Below are 15833 nucleotides of genomic sequence, written 5' to 3' on the forward strand. Positions count from 1 at the left end.
CTGCTTCTGCTGCTCGCACGCACGGATGAGGTCCGGTGCGAGGTCGGGTGGTGTGCGTTGAAGGCCCTCGCGAAATCTCTTGAGCAGCGGTACCCTGGCGGTGAGCCGCGGGTACGACGTCCTTCCGGGCAGGCTGTGCTCTGGGCTTTCGCATCGCATCCGTGTTCGTCGCGCTCCGTGCGCGACATGGTCCCTGAAGCTGCGGCCGCTGGCGCCGCGTTCCGTTTCCGTTGAGGAGTGCCCGAACATGTCCGATGACAAGGGCGGCAGCGATCTGGATGTCTTCGAGGGGCTCGCGAAGAAGCAGCCACGCTCCGCGATCCCCGGCCTGACGCCCCCCCCGCCAAGCCAGGCACGGCAACAGCGGAGCACCCTCATGGGTGGGCTCGGAGGGTTGCCGCCGCCTCCCTCGATGCCGACCGGAGCCGCTCCGCTACCGCTGCCGCCACCCGGTGCGCCGCCGATCTCTGCGCCGCCCCCTGCGGTTCCCCCGGCGTCGTTGCCACCCATCACGTCGCCTCCGGTGCGCGCGTCGCTGCCCAACGTGATGCCGCCGCCGGCGCGGCCGCCGACGAGCACGCCGCTGCCGCCGCCGATCGCGGGGGCGCCGCTGCCGCCCGTGGTCCCGCCCCCTGCACGCCAGCCCTCGAAGACCGACGAGGCGCCGCGTCAAGCGAAGGGCAAGGGCGGGCCCGCGGTCGACATGGACTGGGACGACGAGGAAGAGTCCACGGCCGTCTACGACAAGGCGACCACGGACGGGGCAGGCGCGCCGACGGGCCCGCGGCCTGCGGCGGGGATGCGATCGACAATCCCGAACTCGGCGGCTGCGTTGCTCGCGAGTTCCGGTGGGGCTGCGGCGGCCGCGCGAGGGCCGACGGCTGGCGCGGCGCCTGGCTACCACAGCGCGCCGCCGGCTTCGGGGGCGCACTCCACGCCGCCATCGACGCGGCGGAGCGAGGAGGCCACCGCGGTGCGCCCGCGGCCGGTGTCGCAGAGCGGCGGAGGGAGCAAGGCGGGCATCGTGCTCGGGGGGATCGCGCTCCTCGCGGTCGCCGGGCTCGTGGTGTTCCAGCTCCTGCCGAAGAAGGGTGATCTGAAGATCGACGTGAAGGCGCCGGCCGGCGTGACCATCGCCAAGGCCGAGGTGTTCATCGACGGCCAGAAGCAGTGCGACACGGTGCCGTGCGTGGTGCGCGGCCTCGAGGCGGGCTCGAAGGCGGTGAAGGTGATCGCGCCGGACCTGCCGCCGCAGGACGCTACGGGCGTCGTGGAGGGCTCGAAGGAGAGCTTGGTGCTCGTGGACTTCATGAGCGCCGTGCCGGCGGTGACGGCGAAGCCCGCACCCGTGGTGGTCGCGCAGGTAACCGGGGTCAAGATCCCGAGCACGCAGTCCGGGGTGAAGGTCTTCGTGGACGGCGAGGACAAGGGAACCCTGCCGCAGGAGTTCGCGCTGCCGCCTGGCTCGCACAAGCTGCGCTTCGAGGGGGGCGACCGCTACGAGAAGCGCGAGGAGACCGTCGAGGTCACCCAGGGGCAGCTCAAGGAGGTCAGCAACGTCGCACTGAAGGTGCTGAAGGGGCAGGTCACCCTGGAGCTCGGTACCGATGGCGCGGTGGTGAACCTGGTGAACACCAAGGGGACGGAGAAGCGGCTACCGGACACGCTGTGGAAGACGCCGCCGGTGAAGCTCGACATCGATCCGAGCGAGGGCTGGCGGCTCGTCGCCAAGAAGCAAGGCTACGACGACTTCACGCAGGTGCTGTCCTTCGACGATGGCCAGGCGGAGAAGACGGTGCGTATCGAGCTCCTGGAGGCTGGCAAGACGCCGCTGGCGGTCACGGGAGGCGCGCCCGTGTCGCAGGCCTCCGGGCAGATCCCGAGCACCGGGTCGACCTCGGCCCCGTCCGAGCCGAAGGAGCCAAAGGAGCCGAAGGCAGCGGAGCCTGCGCCTACGGCGCAAGCATCCTCGGGTCAGGGGACGCTGAACATCAACTCGATCCCCGTGTCGAAGGTGGTGCTCGACGGTCGCCCCCTGGGGAGCACGCCGAAGGTCGGCGTGAGCGTCTCGGCCGGGTCGCACACCGTGATCTTCATCCACCCCGAGCTCGGGAAGAAGTCGGTCACCGTGTCGGTGAAGGGCGGCGAGACCAAGACGGCCGCCGTCAAGTTCAAGTAACCCGCCCTCGTTCTTCTCCCCGCCCTCGCCCTCGCCCTCGCCCTCGCCCTCGCCCCGCCAGCACCCCTCGTCGCGCTGAGATGCTCAGCGCCCCTCGTCAATGCGCTGTGCCCAGTCCGCCCAGGAGGCGGCGCAGCGCGCTTCGTCGTCGTGCGCGCCGCCCGCGCAGTAAAATGGATCGCGGGGCGGGCCCACGAGGAGCCGGGTAGCCTTGCTGGTGAAGGGGAGATCGCGGCGCCAGAGGTCGTTGAACCTGTCGAGCCGCCGCGTGTAGGTGTCCGCGATGCGCTCGCCGCGGAGCTGGTCGAGCTGCGCGCGTAGCTGCTGCTGCAGCTCCTCGTTGTCGGTGACCGCGAGCGTGCGCTGGAGGAAGCGGATCTGCGCTTCACGCTCCCCCGCCCGGCCGAGGATGGCGGCGCCTCCGAGCGCCTGCCAGCTCATGTTGGCGTCGCCGCCTCCGAGTTCTGCAGCCCGGGCGAGATAGCGGGCGCCGTCGAGGCGCCATTGCTGCTTCTCGGCGTCATCCTTCAGGTAGGCGGCCGGCGCGATGAAGGCGACGAACTGGCCGAGCACCAGCCAGATCTCGCCGTCGAGAGGTCGGTGCTGGGTCCCGCGCTCCATGATCTCGCGCGCTTTGACGACCTCGCTGTGAGGCGTCTCGGCGCTCTGGAAGGTGATGAGGGCGTCAGCGAAGAGGTAGGGGTCACGGAACGTGGGGTCGAGCGCGTTGATGGCGTCGATCAGCGAGATGAGGTTGTCGAAGCGCCGGCGCTCGATGGTGTGGAGGCCCTGGGAGACGAGCACGTGGGACCACAGCACATCCGCGAGCGCGGCGCGGTAGCCGAGGGAGAGGCGCACCACCTGTTCGGGCGGCGGCAGCAGGGGGGCGTCGGAGGTCTCGCGGACCTGCTGGTCCATCTCCGTGGCAGGTGCGCGGACGAGAGCGATGGTTGCTGCCGCCACCGCGGCGATGATGGCTGTGAGGAGCCCATCGCGTGCCATCACTCCACCTCCCGATCGACGTACATCCCGGGGAGGATACGTGGAGGCTGTCCCGGGAGGCGTTGACCGCGTACCTCGAAGGTCGAGAGCGCGCCGTCTCCGTCGAGGTCTCCGTGCGAGCGCGCGACGAAATGCATGACGCCCGTCGTGGTGTCGAAGGCGCTCTCAAACTGGAAGGCGAAGGCGTGCGGCTCCTCGAAGTGGAAGTCGAGGGATTTCCAGGTCAGGTGCTCCCACGCTTCGGGCGGGTCGAGGGCGCGGATGCCGCGGGGGACCTGCGCGGGGGTGAGCGGCGCCGGGGGAGGGAAGCTGATCTCTTGAGGATGCGTCTCGGCGTAGGCGAGGGCGCTTGTGACCATCCTGTCGAGTCCCTCGATGGGTTCACTCAGCTTGGAGGCGCTGAGGTTGCGGAAGAATGCGGGGATGGTGACGGCGAGGAGGCTTCCGCCCACGGCGATGACCGCGCCTAGCTCGACCGCGCTCCACGAGCGCCACGACATGGGCTTTCTCTACCCGACCTGGCGGCGCATCACCAGTCCGAGGCGGCGGGTGAGTGCTCGCCTCATTCGGACTCGTTGTGGATGAAGATGGACGTGCTCATCGTCACGTTACCGTTCTGCACTTCACCCACGCGTGCGAAGGTGCTGACGTTTCCATCGCCATCGAGGTCACCTTGGGCAGCGGCCTCGAACGCATCGTCCTCCGAAGGGACTGGCGCGCCTGTAAGCCCTGAGCTGAGGTAGCCGCCACCGGCATTGTAATGGTACTGAAAGTGGACGGGCTCGTTTATCGAGAAGCCCAGGCATAGCCAACCCACGAGTGAGCTGCCGGTCCCGAAGTCGGAATTGACAGCATTGTCGGGCTGGTACTTGGTGCCCTGGACCTGGTTGATGTTTGCCGGCACGGGTGTCGCCGAGGTGCAGAGCCGGTGCGTGTTCGCGATGTAGATGCCCCCACTGCTGGGGATCTCGGAGATGTTGCGCTCTTGATCGTATGCGAGCGCCGCGCTGCGCGCGATGGCGCCCACGGTCCCCTTGGCTTCAGCAATGCGCGAGGCCGAGAGGTAGCGCCGGACTCCAACGACGGCGAGCGCAGCGAGGACGCCGATGATCGCGACGACGATCATCAGCTCCACGAGCGTGAACGCTCGCATGTGACCGGATGTCGTGCGTCGCATGGTTCATTGCTCCTCGCCGCGCTCATGATGCACGGACAGCTTCCCTCACAGGCGAGAAACGGTCCGAGCGGCCCTCATTCGTACTCTTGGAAGATGTAGATCTGCGTGGCGAGCGCGAGCGTGCCGTTCGTCACGGTGCCGCTGCGGCTGAAACCGCTGGTCACGGTGTCGCCGTCGAGGTCACCCACCGCTGCCGCCTCGAAGCCGTTGGCTCCAGGCACCGGTGCGTCAGTGATGCCTGCACCGGCAGCGCCGAAGGTATAGTGATACCGGTAGTAGATCGGCTGGGTCATCGAGAACTTCAAGCAGCGCCAACCCGTTTGCTCGGTCGCGCCACCCCAGTCAGCCTCACTGGGCTGGTACTTGGTGCCCTGCGGAACAACAGCGGGAACCGGGGCATCCGCCGTCGCGCAGAGCTGGTGGTTGGTGCCCGCCGAGGTGTCGCCTGGGTTGAGGATCTGGGACGAGGCGTTCTCGCGCTCGTAAGAGGCAGCCGCAGCGCGCGAGATGGCGCCGATCGTGTTCTTGGCTTCGGACGTCTTCGCGCTCGCCATGTAGCGACGGACGCCGTAGATGGCGAGCGCCGCGAGCACGCCGATGATCGCGACCACGATCATGAGCTCGACCAGCGTGAATGCCCTGTTGTTGTACCGCTTGTATGCGCGCATGAATCGATCCTTCCTTGTTGTTCTGCCGAGCTACCTGACGATGATGTCGGTGGCCGCGAGCGCCCCGGCTGCCCCGCGATCCAACTTTCATGGAGGCAGCCACGATGGGTGCCCCAGACTTCTCGATGAGACTACCTCACTCGGAATCGTTCTCCGAGTACACCTCACCTCGCAGCGACGAGGCGATGAAGAGCGCTGGTGTGCCGTCTTCGTCGCGATCCCCCCGCGCAGTGATCACGTACCAGGGCTCGTTGACCGCTGGAAACGTGGGAGGGCTCGAAAAGGGGGGGAGCGCCACGCTGATGCTCGACGACGTGCCCGCGACGACTGCGTATCCAAAGCGAACCGGACCATCCGTCACCACGTTGAGGAGCCGCCAGCATTGCTGGTCGCTGTGGCCTGGGTTGACCCAGTGGGATTTCTGCGAGTTCGGCGAGTCCATGGGATACCAGGTCGTGAGGGAGCCCTGGCCCTGCTCACAGCCCTGGGGTTGCCCGCAACCAGAGCACCCGAGGTAGACGAGCATCTCCGCCTTGTAGGCTTCTTCTGCGCCACGGATCCCCTGGATCACCGCCGTTGCTTCGGCAGATCCTGCCGAGTTCATGTACCTGCGGTAGCCGACCAGCGCGATGGCCGCGAGGATGCCGATCATCGCGACGACCGCAAGGAGCTCCACCAGGGTGAATCCCCTGGCGCCGATCCTCCGACGTCGCGTTGTGCTCTCCATGTGGTCGACTGCATCAGCACGGCGCGTGCCATGAGAGGAGGGGAGGCAAGGAGCACAGAGGGTATGCGTAAAATCCATGGGAATCCTTCGTGTTTGGACGAGGTGATGGGTTCTTGAAGGGGTCACTTTCCGGGGAGGGGAGGGCGCCGGTGACCAAAATCGTCACCGGGGCCTCCGGGGAGTGACGATTCTCGGCCGGTAGCCTCGGCATCGTCGTCTTCGTCGGTGTCTTCGGTGGAGAGGGCGTGCTTGGCAAGGCGGTAACGGAGCGATCGGAAGGTGACCCCGAGCAGCTTCGCCGCCGCCTTGCGCACACCTCCCGTGCGCTCCAGCGCTTGCAAGATGAGGCGCCGCTCGACCTCACCCAGCACCTCGTCGAGCGCGCAGCCCGCAGGCGGGAGTTCGGTGAGCAGAGGGGAGGGGCTAGCGCTCAGACCTGCGACAGAGGCAGGGAGGTCTCCGAGGCCGATCGCAGGGCCGGAGGCGAGCGCGACGGCGCGCTCCATCATGTTCTCGAGTTCCCGCACGTTGCCGGGGAAGGGATGGGCGTCGAGGGCGCGCCGCGCGTCCGCCGCGAGGCCACGCACCTCCTTGCCAAGCTCGGCGGCGAAGCGCTGGAGGAATCGTTCGGCCAGTCGTAGAACGTCTCCGGGCCGCTCCCGCAGCGGAGGAACCTCGATGCGGATGACGTTGAGGCGGTAGTAGAGATCCTGGCGAAAGCGGCCTGCGCGCACCTCGGCCTCGACGTCACGGTTGGTGGCTGCGAGGACGCGGACGTCGACCGGGAGCTCGGCGGCGGCGCCGACAGGTCGCACTTTGCGCTCCTGCAGCACGCGGAGGAGCTTCACCTGCAACGCCGCTGGCAGCTCACCGACTTCGTCGAGCAGCACAGTGCCGCCATCGGCTTCCCGGAACAGGCCCAGGGCGCGCGTCCCGGCGCCCGTGAACGAGCCCTTCTCGTGCCCGAACAGCTCGCTCTCCATCAGCGCTTCCGGAAGCGCGCCGCAGTTCACCACGAGGAAGGGGCGTTTGCTCCGGTCGCTGCGCTCGTGGATCGCGCGCGCGATGCGCTCCTTGCCGGTGCCGCTCTCGCCGGTGATGAGCACTGTGGTGCGTGTCGGCGCGATCTTGTCGATCAGCTCGCCAATAGCCTGCATGGCCGCGCCAGCGCCGAGCAGTTCGTGCGCCGAGGGCTCGAGCCGCTCGAGCTGGGCGCGCAGGCGCCGGTTCTCCGAGATGATCGAGCTCTTCTCCAGGGCCTTGGCGGAGAGCGCTGCGATCTCGGCTGGCGAGAAGGGCTTGGTGACGAAGTCGTATGCTCCGCCCCGCATCGCCTCGATGGCTGCCTCTACCGTCGAGTGGGCGGTCATGAGGAGCACCTCGGTGGCCTGGCTGCGCGCCTTGGCAGCGGCAAGGACCTCGATACCCGAGCCATCGGGCATGAGAAGATCCGTGAGGATGAGCGGGAAGGGCTGGGGAGCCTGGCGGATGGCTTCGAGGGCGGGACGGACGCCGGGCGCTTGCACGACATCGTAGCCCTGTCGACGGAAGGTGATGTCGAGAACCTGACGAAGCCCAGGCTCGTCGTCGACGACGAGGACGCGTGGGGCAAGCGGCGGAGGACTGGGCAGGGCCGAGGCCATCGCGGCCTAAGGTATCATCATCACGCCTGGGGGGACGAGCGCACCACCGTCAGGTGCCGCGGCAGCCGTCTCCACATCGCATGGTGCATCGCGCCGTGCGTCGCGTCGCGCGGCGAACGGCGCGTGGCCGCGCTCTACCGAGGAGGATGAGCCCCCTCGGAGCGTTCAGGGGCAGCCTTCGCCGATGACCCCGGTGCTGTCGCGCTCCTCGATGAGGAACGAGTTGTGGGGGCTGGTCTCGAGCCCGTCGTCGGTGATGACCTCCTGGGAGATCAACACGAGGTCGCAGGGCTCTGCCGCGATCTCGACCGTGAAGCGCCCGTTCTGGTCGGTGTCTTCGATGACCACTCCCTGACGGGTACGATCGTTAAAGAGGGTCACCAGCGCACCGGCATAGCAATTCCCCGAGATTGTCCACACGCCCTCTTGATCGGCAAGGGGCTGGATGGTGTCGGGTGCCTCGGGAGGCGGAAGAGGAAGGGTGGGGCTCAGGCAGGCTGCGCCGGCAAGGACCGAGGCCGCGAGGGCGAGGAGACTGAGGACTGCGCGGCGTTGCATTCGTGATGGCTCCGAAGAGGCTCGGTAGCACGACGTATGCCCGGCGCCCAGGTGTGGCTATTTGCGGGAAACTCTGCCTGGCAGCGACGGCGAGGGCTGCCAGAAGTGTCAACTCGATTGGCTAGTCCGCCCATCGGTTTGCACCACGCGCAGACTCACGCGTCCCCGGGCTGGAGCCGGCATGGGTCTGGCGGGTTCTCCATCGCCAAGGAGTTCGCCCACGAGATCGTAGTGGCTCGCCTGGGTGACGAGGACGCGGCGCATCTCTCCAGGGCGTGCTTCGCCACCGGAGAGGTACACCTGACCATCGATGTCGGGCGCCTGACCAGCGTGACGTCCCATGAGCACGTACTCATGCTCGTCGCTCTGGCCTTCCACCAGGACCTCGAGCTCGCGCCCGATGAGGCCCGTGCTTTTCTTGTGGGAGATCTTGCGCTGGAGGGTCATGAGCTTCCGGTGCCTGCGCTCGGCGATGCGGTCCGGGACTGCACCCTCCATGCTGGCGCTCCGGCTCCCGTCCTCCGGTGAGTAGCGAAAAACTCCCACGCGCTCGAACTCTGCCCAGCGTATGAACTCGCACAGCTCCTCGAATTCCTCCTCGGTCTCGCCGGGGTGGCCCACGATGAAAGCCGTCCGGAAGGTCAGATCGGGGATGCGGTCGCGGAGCTTGGAGACTACCCGGCGGAGCCTGTCGCCGCCGTGGCCACGGCGCATGCGGCGGAGCATGGCGTCGGCCGCATGTTGAAGGGGCATGTCGACGTAGCGGACCACGCGGGGGTGGTGGGCGATGACCTCGATGAGGTCGTCGTCGAGCGTCTCCGGATACAGATAGAAGACGCGCACCCAGCGGATCCCGGGCACGTCTGCGACGCGCTCGACGAGCCGTGCCAGCGACGTCCTGTCTGCGGAGGGCAGGTCCCGGCCCCAGGCGACGGTGTCCTGGGAGATCAGGTTCACTTCGCGCACGCCTGCCGCGGCGAGCTGCTCCACTTCGCGCACGACGTCGGCTTCCAACCGGGAGCGCTGCTTGCCACGCATGTCCGGGATCACGCAGAAGGAGCAGGTCCGGTTGCATCCCTCCGCGATCTTGACGTACGCGCTCCCGCCGGGCGTGGAGAGGGTGCGCGGATCGGATGACTTCACCACCCACTCTGCCGGGTTGCCGACGAGCATGCGTTCGGCGCCACCTGCAAGGATGTCTCCGAGGCGGAGCATGTCACTCGATCCGAGGAAGTGATCGACTTCAGGGATCTCGGCTGCGAGCTCGTCGGGGTGGCGCTGGGAGAGACACCCCGCGACCACCAGGCGCTGGCAGCGTCCGCCTTCCTTGTGTTGGGCCATCTCGAGGATGGTGTCGATCGACTCTTTCTTGGCTTCGCCGATGAAGCCACAGGTGTTGATGACGATGACCTCGGCCTCCTCGGGGGCGCCTACGTGCTCGTATCCTGCCTTGCGCGCCACGCCGAGCATGACCTCCGAGTCGACGCGGTTCTTGGGGCAGCCGAGACTGATGAAATGAACGGTGTGCGAGGCGGTCATGAGCCGGCCCCTCCCGGGGCCTGAGGCGCCGATCGCTGCGCCTCGATAAGGGGATCTACGAAGACGATGCGCCCTCCTGCCATGGTGAGGCAGACCTGGCCGCACAGCTCGCGGCCCAGCAAGGGGGTGTTCCTGCTCTTGGAGCGCAGACGTGATGGATCGAGGCGGTACCTGTGCTCAGGATCGACCAGGCACAGCTCTGCGCGGGCGCCCTGGGCGAGGGTGGGAGCGTCGAGGCCAACCACGCGTGCGGGAGCTCGGGTGAGCGCGTCGACGACGCGGCCAAGGGGCAGGTTACCCGCGCGGACCAGGCCGAGAAGTACCGGCACGACCAGCTCGAGCCCGAGCATCCCGGGTGAGGCTTCCACAAACTCGCAGTCTTTTTCGAGGGAGGAGTGTGGCGCATGATCGGTGGCGATCACGTCGATGGTGCCATCGGCCAGCGCTTCTCGCAGCGCATCGACGTCAGCTTGCTCGCGCAGCGGCGGGTTCACCTTGCAGACGGCATCGTAGCCGATGACGGCTTCGTCAGTGAGCGTGAGGTGGTGCGGCGTGACCTCAGCAGTGACAGAGATGCCACGAGATTTTGCTTCACGGAGGATCCGCACCGCGCCCAGCGAGGAGACGTGCGCGACGTGGTAGCGCGCCCCCGTGGCTTCGGCGAGAAGCACGTCGCGGGCGACGATGATGTCCTCGGCGACACGTGGCCAGCCGCGCAAGCCGAGGCGCGTAGAGATCGCGCCTTCGTGCATCTGAGCTCCCTCGGTGAGGGCATGATCCTCCGCATGCTGGATCACGGCGAGATCGAAGGTACTGGCGTACTCGAGGGCGCGGCGCATCACCGCACTCGAGGTGACGCAGCGCCCATCGTCGCTGACCCCGACCGCACCTGCCTCTTTCAGGTCGGCCATCTCGGTCAGCTCCTGTCCGCGCTGTCCGACGGTGATCGCGCCGATCGGGTGCAACGCCGGTCCACCGACGCTGCGCGCGCGCGCGATCATCGCCTCGGTGACCGCGCGCGTATCGTTGACGGGGCGCGTGTTGGGCATCGCGCAGACGTGGGCGAACCCTCCGGCTGCTGCCGCGGCCAGGCCCGAGGCGATGTCCTCCTTGTATTCTTGCCCAGGCTCCCGCAGGTGCGCGTGCATGTCGATGAATGCCGGCAGGAGGAGCAGCCCGTCTCCGCGGACGACCATGGCTTGCTCGGACTGCAGGAGATCTTGCGTTGCCGCCCCGCGGCCGATGCGCGAGATGGAGCCGCCTTCCATGACGACGTCGACCACGGCGTCGAGGCGCTGGGCGGGATCCACGGCCCGCACCCCGGTGATGATCAGGAGCGGGAGAGTCGTGTGAGCAGGCACGACCTGCGCTGGAACGGGAGCCGCCATCGGGCGCTCCCCTAGCACATGCGCCTCTCGCCTGGCACCCAGAGCTGGTGCTACGCACCGCGCCTCAAGGGGCTGTCGGCCCCTGCCGTGCAGTGGCGTGCAGCAGATGGTCACTCCACGGGAGTTGAGGCAGCTACCCTGGTGGAGCCGGCAACGTCACCTGTGGACTGACGTGGACCGAGAGAGGTTACGATGGAGCGCACGATGCCCTTGACGGATGAGAAAGAAGCCGCTAGTTGATGCGTCCGTTCGCAAGCGAAGCTGGCGGAATTGGCAGACGCGCTGGATTCAGGTTCCAGTGGGGTAACTCCCGTGGAGGTTCAAGTCCTCTGCTTCGCACTAGGATTCTTCGAGGGTGACGGCGACCTGTTCGCTACAGCACCCGCCAGGCGCGCCCTGCCAGTGCACCTGTTTTGGTAACCCGCACACCTCATCACGGCTGCCGGTCTTGAAGAAAGCCGCGAAGCTCTGCCTGCTGGTTCTGGCTGCCTGTGATCGGGGGGGTTCCTCCACGCAGGCGCCGCCGGCAGATACGGGGAGCACTGCCGCCTCTGCCGTTGCGATTCCCTCGGGGACCGCCGCTGCGACTGTGACGGCTGCTTCAGCGATCCCTGAGCGGAGCACGCCTCAAGGTGACGGAGTCGCCGAGTTCAAGGCTTCGGGGGAGATCGCCACCTGCAAGGGGAAGACTGCCGACCTGGCCAGCTACCTTCAGCGGCAGGGGCTCGGACTCACGGGGCGCAACTCGGATGGGGCGCTCGCAGCCGTCTGGCTGGTGGAGTTGCAGAACAACCCCGACGCGCACATCGCGTTCGCCGGCTTCGATGGTGACGCCAGACAGGTCGCGCGGGCGCGTTCCATCGGCTCGACCCGCAAAGAAGGACTGAACGTCTTCGATACAGGGGGGGCCTGGACTGTCACGTGGTTCGACGCGGAGGGGCTGGCTTACGCGCGACCCCGCTGGGAGACCTCGCCGCCCGGGATACAGCACCTGGCGAATGTCGGGAAAGAGGCTGGAGAGAATGTGGCGCTCGCTCCAACGCCGAAAGGAGCGCTCGTGGCAGCGGCTCCGTTCGGCTCCGAGCGGACGCAACTCGGCGTGTTTCTGTTCGCGCCCACGGATCCGGCGGAGCCGAATGTGAGGGCGATCGGGGTCACCCACCACACGAAGCAGCCGCGTCGTCCAGCGATTGCGGCCGATGCGAGTGGCTACTTCGTCGCCTGGCATGAGGAGGACGGCAGCATCCAGGTCTCACGCTTCGACGCCTCCGGCAAGGAGGGCGAGGCACACGAGATCGCTCCGGAGGGCCCTCGGCGTGAGAGAGTCGCTCTGGTGGCTACGCCCACCGGCGCGCTGGCTCTCTGGGCGGAGGGGGAAACCCTCATGTCACGGGCGCTCGACGCAAGCGCGAAGCCCACGGCAACGACCTGGGTGGTCGGCAAAGGGAAGTGGGGTACGGCTGCATCGGCCGAGCCTGGGGCGCTGGTGGCCTGGGTAGGGAACGACGGTAAAGCCGATGGACGACTCCTCCTGACGCGTCTCGGGCAGGATGGCGCCCCCTCCGCGCAAGGCGTGCGTGTGAGCGACGGGATCAACCCTGTGAAAGATCCGCCCGCCATCGCTGTGGCAGGGGCCCGGGTAGGGCTTGCATGGACGGAGATCATGGGACCCTCGGTGAGCACCAAACGCGCGCTCCTGCGCCTTCTCGACGCAGCCTGCATCCCTTGAGCTCCGGCCGCTGCTCGGGCGACGGAAGCGCGGGCGTGAAAGCGATGCGGCGCTAGTATCCCCGTGTGGGCAGCGCGCAGATCAGCTCTGGGCAGGACGGCTGTGGCGTCGATGGTGAACCCGATCCCTGCAGGCTGTTCAACGCGACCTCGTTCAACGCGACCTCGGAGGAGAGCAGCGCCACGATGCCCGCTGTCGATCGCGAGGGAGACGCGCTGTCTTCCTTGCCTCGGGCGCAGACGTCGTCGATGTCCATCCTGTCCGTCGTCGCGCTGTTTCTCGGCCCTGTAGGCGCCGTGGCAGCGATGGTGTTGGGGTGGGCAGCACGTCGGGAGATTGACGAGGCGCCAGCCCCGCGCGGTGGACGCAGACTGGCCACGGTGGGCCTGGTACTTGGAGCTGTCTTCACCACCGGTTGGGGGGCTGCGCTGGCGCTGGGTGCCTGGGCGTGGACGTATGATCGCGGCACCCTCGTTGCTGTCCACGAGCCCGAGCCGACGGCTCCCGCCACGAGCACCCAGATCACGGCTCAAGCCGCAGCAGCAGCCCCCTCACCGGGTGGCAGCGTCCCTCAGAAGACCACGGTCAAGCGCGTGGGGGAGCTGACGCTGGTGGATGTTGGCATTGACGTGCGGACCCTGGGGGAGGAACTCGCCAGGCAGCGGGCTACGGCCTACGCCGTCGGAGAGAAGGTCCTGGTGATGACGACGCGCGATCCCTGCGAGCCATGCCGCGGCGTCGAGCGTTCCCTGAGCGAAGCGCTCATGCAAACGGCCTTGCGCGGCGTCAGGTTGGTACGGGTGGACATCGATGTCTTCCAGGAAGACCTTGAAGAGCTGAAGATCCCGTCGAGGCGCTATCCCGGGTTCTTTCTGCCTGCGCTCGACCTGACCCCGCAGGACGGCGTCGACGGCGGTGAGTGGGACGACGACGTCCCCGAGAACATCGCGCCGGTGCTGGGGGCCTTCGTGCGAGGTCAGTTCACCATGCGCCGCGAGCCGTGGAAGCCCCTGCCAGGTTCGGGGGTTCGCCTGTAGTCACGCGCGACCTCGAAACCCAGCGCAGCAGGCTGGCGTTCGGATACGCTCCCGCGGGTGAAACGTGCAGCTCAGACGCTCCTGATCTTCCTCTGCCTCGCGTTCACCGCCGCTGCTGCTTTCAACGTGTTCTCGGACAACACCGAGGTGGAGCAGCTCGCGCGTACCGTGGCGTGCCGCGACGAAAGTTCGGGCTGCGCGCCCACGCTGACACAGCTATCCCGAACTCCGTTCGGTCAGTCGATGCAGTTCTCGACGCTCAAGAAGAACGTGGGAATTCGCTGTTCACGTACCCTGATGCTGGTCGGACCCTACGAGTGCTCGCGCGAGTAATGTCTGCTGAGGCGCGCTGACAACGCTCCTGCCTTGAGGGGACGACCGAGAACCAGAGATCTCTTGGCTTTCCAAGCTCCTCTGGCATGCGTATGGCGGTGGAGACGATGGCAGGCAGGTCTCCAAGGTGTGTGCACCTGAGGATGAGTGTGCCTCTGATCTCCCTCACGAAGGGGGGAAAATGTCTCAAGGTGGCCTGTCGGCCCGGGTACATGGAGACGTCGTGGGGCTTGCGGTACGAGGCGAACTGGCGGACGCTCCTTGATCGAGGTGGCGCCCTCCCCTACCGACGAAATCCCCGCTTCGGTCGGGCACGGAGCGGACCTCGTCACGCCGGAAGCAGCCCTGGTCTGCCCCCGATGTCGTACCCAGATGACGGTGGTGTCGTCAGGGAACTCGCCGGGTGTGTCGCCTCCTTCACCGCTGCAGCAAGGCGGCGAGCATGTCATGCGTGAGCCCTCGCCCTTCCCGGCGGACCCCAGGGCTCGGCTCCCTGAGTTGCGCCGCTGTCCCGTCGATGGCTTGGCGATGATCCATGCCGACGTGCTGGCCGAAGCCGAGGGGGATCCCTTGCTGGGGACCACGATTGCGGAGCGGTTCGTGATCCTGGCGAGGCTCGGCGCGGGGTCGATGGGAACCGTGTACAGGGCGCGTCAGGAAGCGATGGGGCGTGATGTCGCCATCAAGATCCTCCGCTCGGATCGTGCATTCGACGCGCAAGCCAAGGCAAGATTCACCCGGGAGGCGAGGGCGATGAGCCTTCTCAGTTCGCCTTACACCGTGACGGTGTTCGACTTCGGTGAGATCACCGAGGATGCACCGGGCACCGAGGTAGGAGTGGTCGCGGGCGGCTCACTGTTTCTCGCCATGGAGCTGCTCGAAGGCGAATCCCTGGGCCAGCGGCTCAAGCGCGTCCGGAGGCTCTCCATCATGGAGGCCTCGCGGTTCGCCAGACACGCGCTCTTGTCCCTCGCCGAGGCGCACGAGAAAGGAATCATCCACCGCGACCTGAAGCCCGACAACCTCTTCCTCTCGCTGCCGTACGGGGAGCAGGAGGAGGTCTGCAAGGTGCTCGATTTCGGCATCGCCAAGGTGATGAGCGGCACTGGCAAGTCCGTGGATGGCCTCGAGACCCAGTCAGGGACGGTGTTTGGCACGCCTCGCTACATGTCTCCCGAGCAAGCCCAGGGTCGGCCACTCGATGCCCGCAGCGATCTCTACTCGCTCGGAGTGCTGCTCTACCAGATGCTCGTCGGACGCCCCCCGTTCATCGACGACGACGCCGTCGTGGTGATGGCGCGACACATCAAGTCGACTCCCTTGCCGGCGATCGAGGCAGCTCCTGACGCCGGGATTCCTCGGCCTCTTTCAGACCTCTTGCTGCGGGTCCTGGCCAAGAGCCCCGAAGATCGACCTTCCACTGCAAAGGGATTCATCGATGAAGTGGAACGCGCCACTTCCACGGCCTCCAAGGAGGGCAGGGAGCTTGCACCTGGGGCCCTCACGAGGGACGCGAGTCCCACGGGGGAGATAGGCTCGGCAGTGACGAGCGATGAGGTGATGGCCGAGAACGCCCCGGTGGTGCTGCCCTCCACACGAGCACGGAATCTTTTGATCATCGTCCTTCTGCTGCTCGTCGTGCTCGTCGCCTTCGTCCTCGCTAGCAGCGGCCGCGCCTCGCAAGGTCCCGCAGGGGAGAGGCACTCGTACGCCGTGGTGAACGCCGCACACGTCGGGTACTCGCGTCCCACCCTGCCTCTGTAGGAGCAGCGCCCCTGCCTCCATGACTGCTCCAGGTTCCTCGACAAGTCAGGCATTGGAGCCAGTACCGCCTCGATGTCGCAGACGAGTGC

At 67.2% G+C, this 15833-nt stretch carries 14 protein-coding genes and 1 tRNA gene; 6 read left to right on the plus strand and 9 right to left on the minus strand.

The features are described from left to right. Positions 1 to 247 precede the first annotated feature (247 nt). Complete coding sequence (locus tag CAP_RS55120) at positions 248 to 2179, plus strand: PEGA domain-containing protein (RefSeq protein WP_044245536.1); 1932 nt, start codon at positions 248 to 250, stop codon at positions 2177 to 2179. 84 nt (positions 2180 to 2263) lie between these two features. Here CAP_RS55120 and CAP_RS25340 read toward each other — a convergent pair whose 3' ends face one another. The 9 genes from CAP_RS25340 to CAP_RS25380 form a co-directional block, all read right to left on the minus strand. Then, positions 2264 to 3181 (minus strand): hypothetical protein, encoded by a 918-nt coding sequence (locus tag CAP_RS25340; RefSeq protein ID WP_231511685.1) that lies wholly within the window; start codon positions 3179 to 3181, stop codon positions 2264 to 2266. Further along, positions 3181 to 3681, minus strand: a complete 501-nt coding sequence (locus CAP_RS25345) for a hypothetical protein (RefSeq protein ID WP_044245538.1) — start codon at positions 3679 to 3681, stop codon at positions 3181 to 3183. Before CAP_RS25345 ends, CAP_RS25340 begins: the two co-directional genes overlap by 1 nt. Positions 3682 to 3743: 62 nt before the next feature. Next, positions 3744 to 4358 carry a type IV pilin protein gene (locus tag CAP_RS55125; RefSeq protein WP_044245540.1) on the minus strand — a complete coding sequence of 205 codons (615 nt, stop codon included), beginning with the start codon at positions 4356 to 4358 and terminating at the stop codon, positions 3744 to 3746. A gap of 74 nt (positions 4359 to 4432) precedes the next feature. Then, a complete protein-coding gene (locus CAP_RS25355; RefSeq protein WP_044245542.1) occupies positions 4433 to 5026 on the minus strand; it encodes a type IV pilin protein in 594 nt (197 codons plus the stop codon). Positions 5027 to 5162: 136 nt separating this feature from the next. Further along, entirely contained in the window at positions 5163 to 5753 is a 591-nt protein-coding gene (locus CAP_RS55130; RefSeq protein WP_044245543.1) for a type IV pilin protein, read from the minus strand. A gap of 122 nt (positions 5754 to 5875) precedes the next feature. Next, complete coding sequence (locus tag CAP_RS25365) at positions 5876 to 7396, minus strand: sigma-54-dependent transcriptional regulator (protein ID WP_044245544.1); 1521 nt, start codon at positions 7394 to 7396, stop codon at positions 5876 to 5878. A gap of 165 nt (positions 7397 to 7561) precedes the next feature. After that, positions 7562 to 7954 (minus strand): hypothetical protein, encoded by a 393-nt coding sequence (locus CAP_RS25370; protein WP_044245545.1) that lies wholly within the window; start codon positions 7952 to 7954, stop codon positions 7562 to 7564. A 108-nt stretch (positions 7955 to 8062) separates the two neighbouring features. Further along, positions 8063 to 9493 (minus strand): 30S ribosomal protein S12 methylthiotransferase RimO, encoded by a 1431-nt coding sequence (gene rimO / locus CAP_RS25375; protein WP_044245546.1) that lies wholly within the window; start codon positions 9491 to 9493, stop codon positions 8063 to 8065. Beyond that, positions 9490 to 10881, minus strand: coding sequence for a dihydroorotase (locus CAP_RS25380; RefSeq protein ID WP_044245547.1), 1392 nt, complete (start codon positions 10879 to 10881; stop codon positions 9490 to 9492). The genes rimO and CAP_RS25380 overlap by 4 nt, the downstream gene beginning before the upstream one ends. Positions 10882 to 11136: 255 nt before the next feature. Here CAP_RS25380 and CAP_RS25385 point away from each other — a divergent pair. From CAP_RS25385 to CAP_RS25405, 5 genes are all read left to right on the plus strand, one after another. Further along, positions 11137 to 11220 (plus strand) — tRNA-Leu (locus tag CAP_RS25385). Positions 11221 to 11470: 250 nt separating this feature from the next. Continuing rightward, entirely contained in the window at positions 11471 to 12610 is a 1140-nt protein-coding gene (locus CAP_RS25390) for a hypothetical protein (RefSeq protein ID WP_044245548.1), read from the plus strand. 65 nt (positions 12611 to 12675) lie between these two features. Continuing rightward, positions 12676 to 13647, plus strand: a complete 972-nt coding sequence (locus CAP_RS25395) for a DUF4190 domain-containing protein (RefSeq protein ID WP_044245550.1) — start codon at positions 12676 to 12678, stop codon at positions 13645 to 13647. A 57-nt stretch (positions 13648 to 13704) separates the two neighbouring features. Then, positions 13705 to 13980: a hypothetical protein gene (locus tag CAP_RS25400; RefSeq protein WP_044245552.1), complete on the plus strand. Its 276-nt coding sequence runs from the start codon at positions 13705 to 13707 to the stop codon at positions 13978 to 13980. A 528-nt stretch (positions 13981 to 14508) separates the two neighbouring features. Continuing rightward, positions 14509 to 15744 carry a serine/threonine-protein kinase gene (locus tag CAP_RS25405; RefSeq protein ID WP_231511686.1) on the plus strand — a complete coding sequence of 412 codons (1236 nt, stop codon included), beginning with the start codon at positions 14509 to 14511 and terminating at the stop codon, positions 15742 to 15744. Positions 15745 to 15833: the final 89 nt, after the last annotated feature.

This window comes from Chondromyces apiculatus DSM 436, from assembly GCF_000601485.1.
GTDB classification, from domain to species: Bacteria; Myxococcota_A; Polyangia; order Polyangiales; family Polyangiaceae; genus Chondromyces; species Chondromyces apiculatus.

Bases quoted from the DNA above. Each gene is read 5' to 3' on its own strand.
- CAP_RS55125 (WP_044245540.1), bottom strand. From the start codon at position 4,358: ATGCGACGCACGACATCCGGTCACATGCGAGCGTTCACGCTCGTGGAG.
- CAP_RS25355 (WP_044245542.1), bottom strand. From the start codon at position 5,026: ATGCGCGCATACAAGCGGTACAACAACAGGGCATTCACGCTGGTCGAG.
- CAP_RS55130 (WP_044245543.1), bottom strand. From the start codon at position 5,753: ATGGAGAGCACAACGCGACGTCGGAGGATCGGCGCCAGGGGATTCACC.
- CAP_RS25345 (WP_044245538.1), bottom strand. From the start codon at position 3,681: ATGTCGTGGCGCTCGTGGAGCGCGGTCGAGCTAGGCGCGGTCATCGCC.
- rimO (WP_044245546.1), bottom strand. From the start codon at position 9,493: ATGACCGCCTCGCACACCGTTCATTTCATCAGTCTCGGCTGCCCCAAG.
- CAP_RS25370 (WP_044245545.1), bottom strand. From the start codon at position 7,954: ATGCAACGCCGCGCAGTCCTCAGTCTCCTCGCCCTCGCGGCCTCGGTC.
- CAP_RS25405 (WP_231511686.1), top strand. From the start codon at position 14,509: ATGATCCATGCCGACGTGCTGGCCGAAGCCGAGGGGGATCCCTTGCTG.
- CAP_RS25340 (WP_231511685.1), bottom strand. From the start codon at position 3,181: ATGGCACGCGATGGGCTCCTCACAGCCATCATCGCCGCGGTGGCGGCA.
- CAP_RS55120 (WP_044245536.1), top strand. From the start codon at position 248: ATGTCCGATGACAAGGGCGGCAGCGATCTGGATGTCTTCGAGGGGCTC.
- CAP_RS25380 (WP_044245547.1), bottom strand. From the start codon at position 10,881: ATGGCGGCTCCCGTTCCAGCGCAGGTCGTGCCTGCTCACACGACTCTC.
- CAP_RS25365 (WP_044245544.1), bottom strand. From the start codon at position 7,396: ATGGCCTCGGCCCTGCCCAGTCCTCCGCCGCTTGCCCCACGCGTCCTC.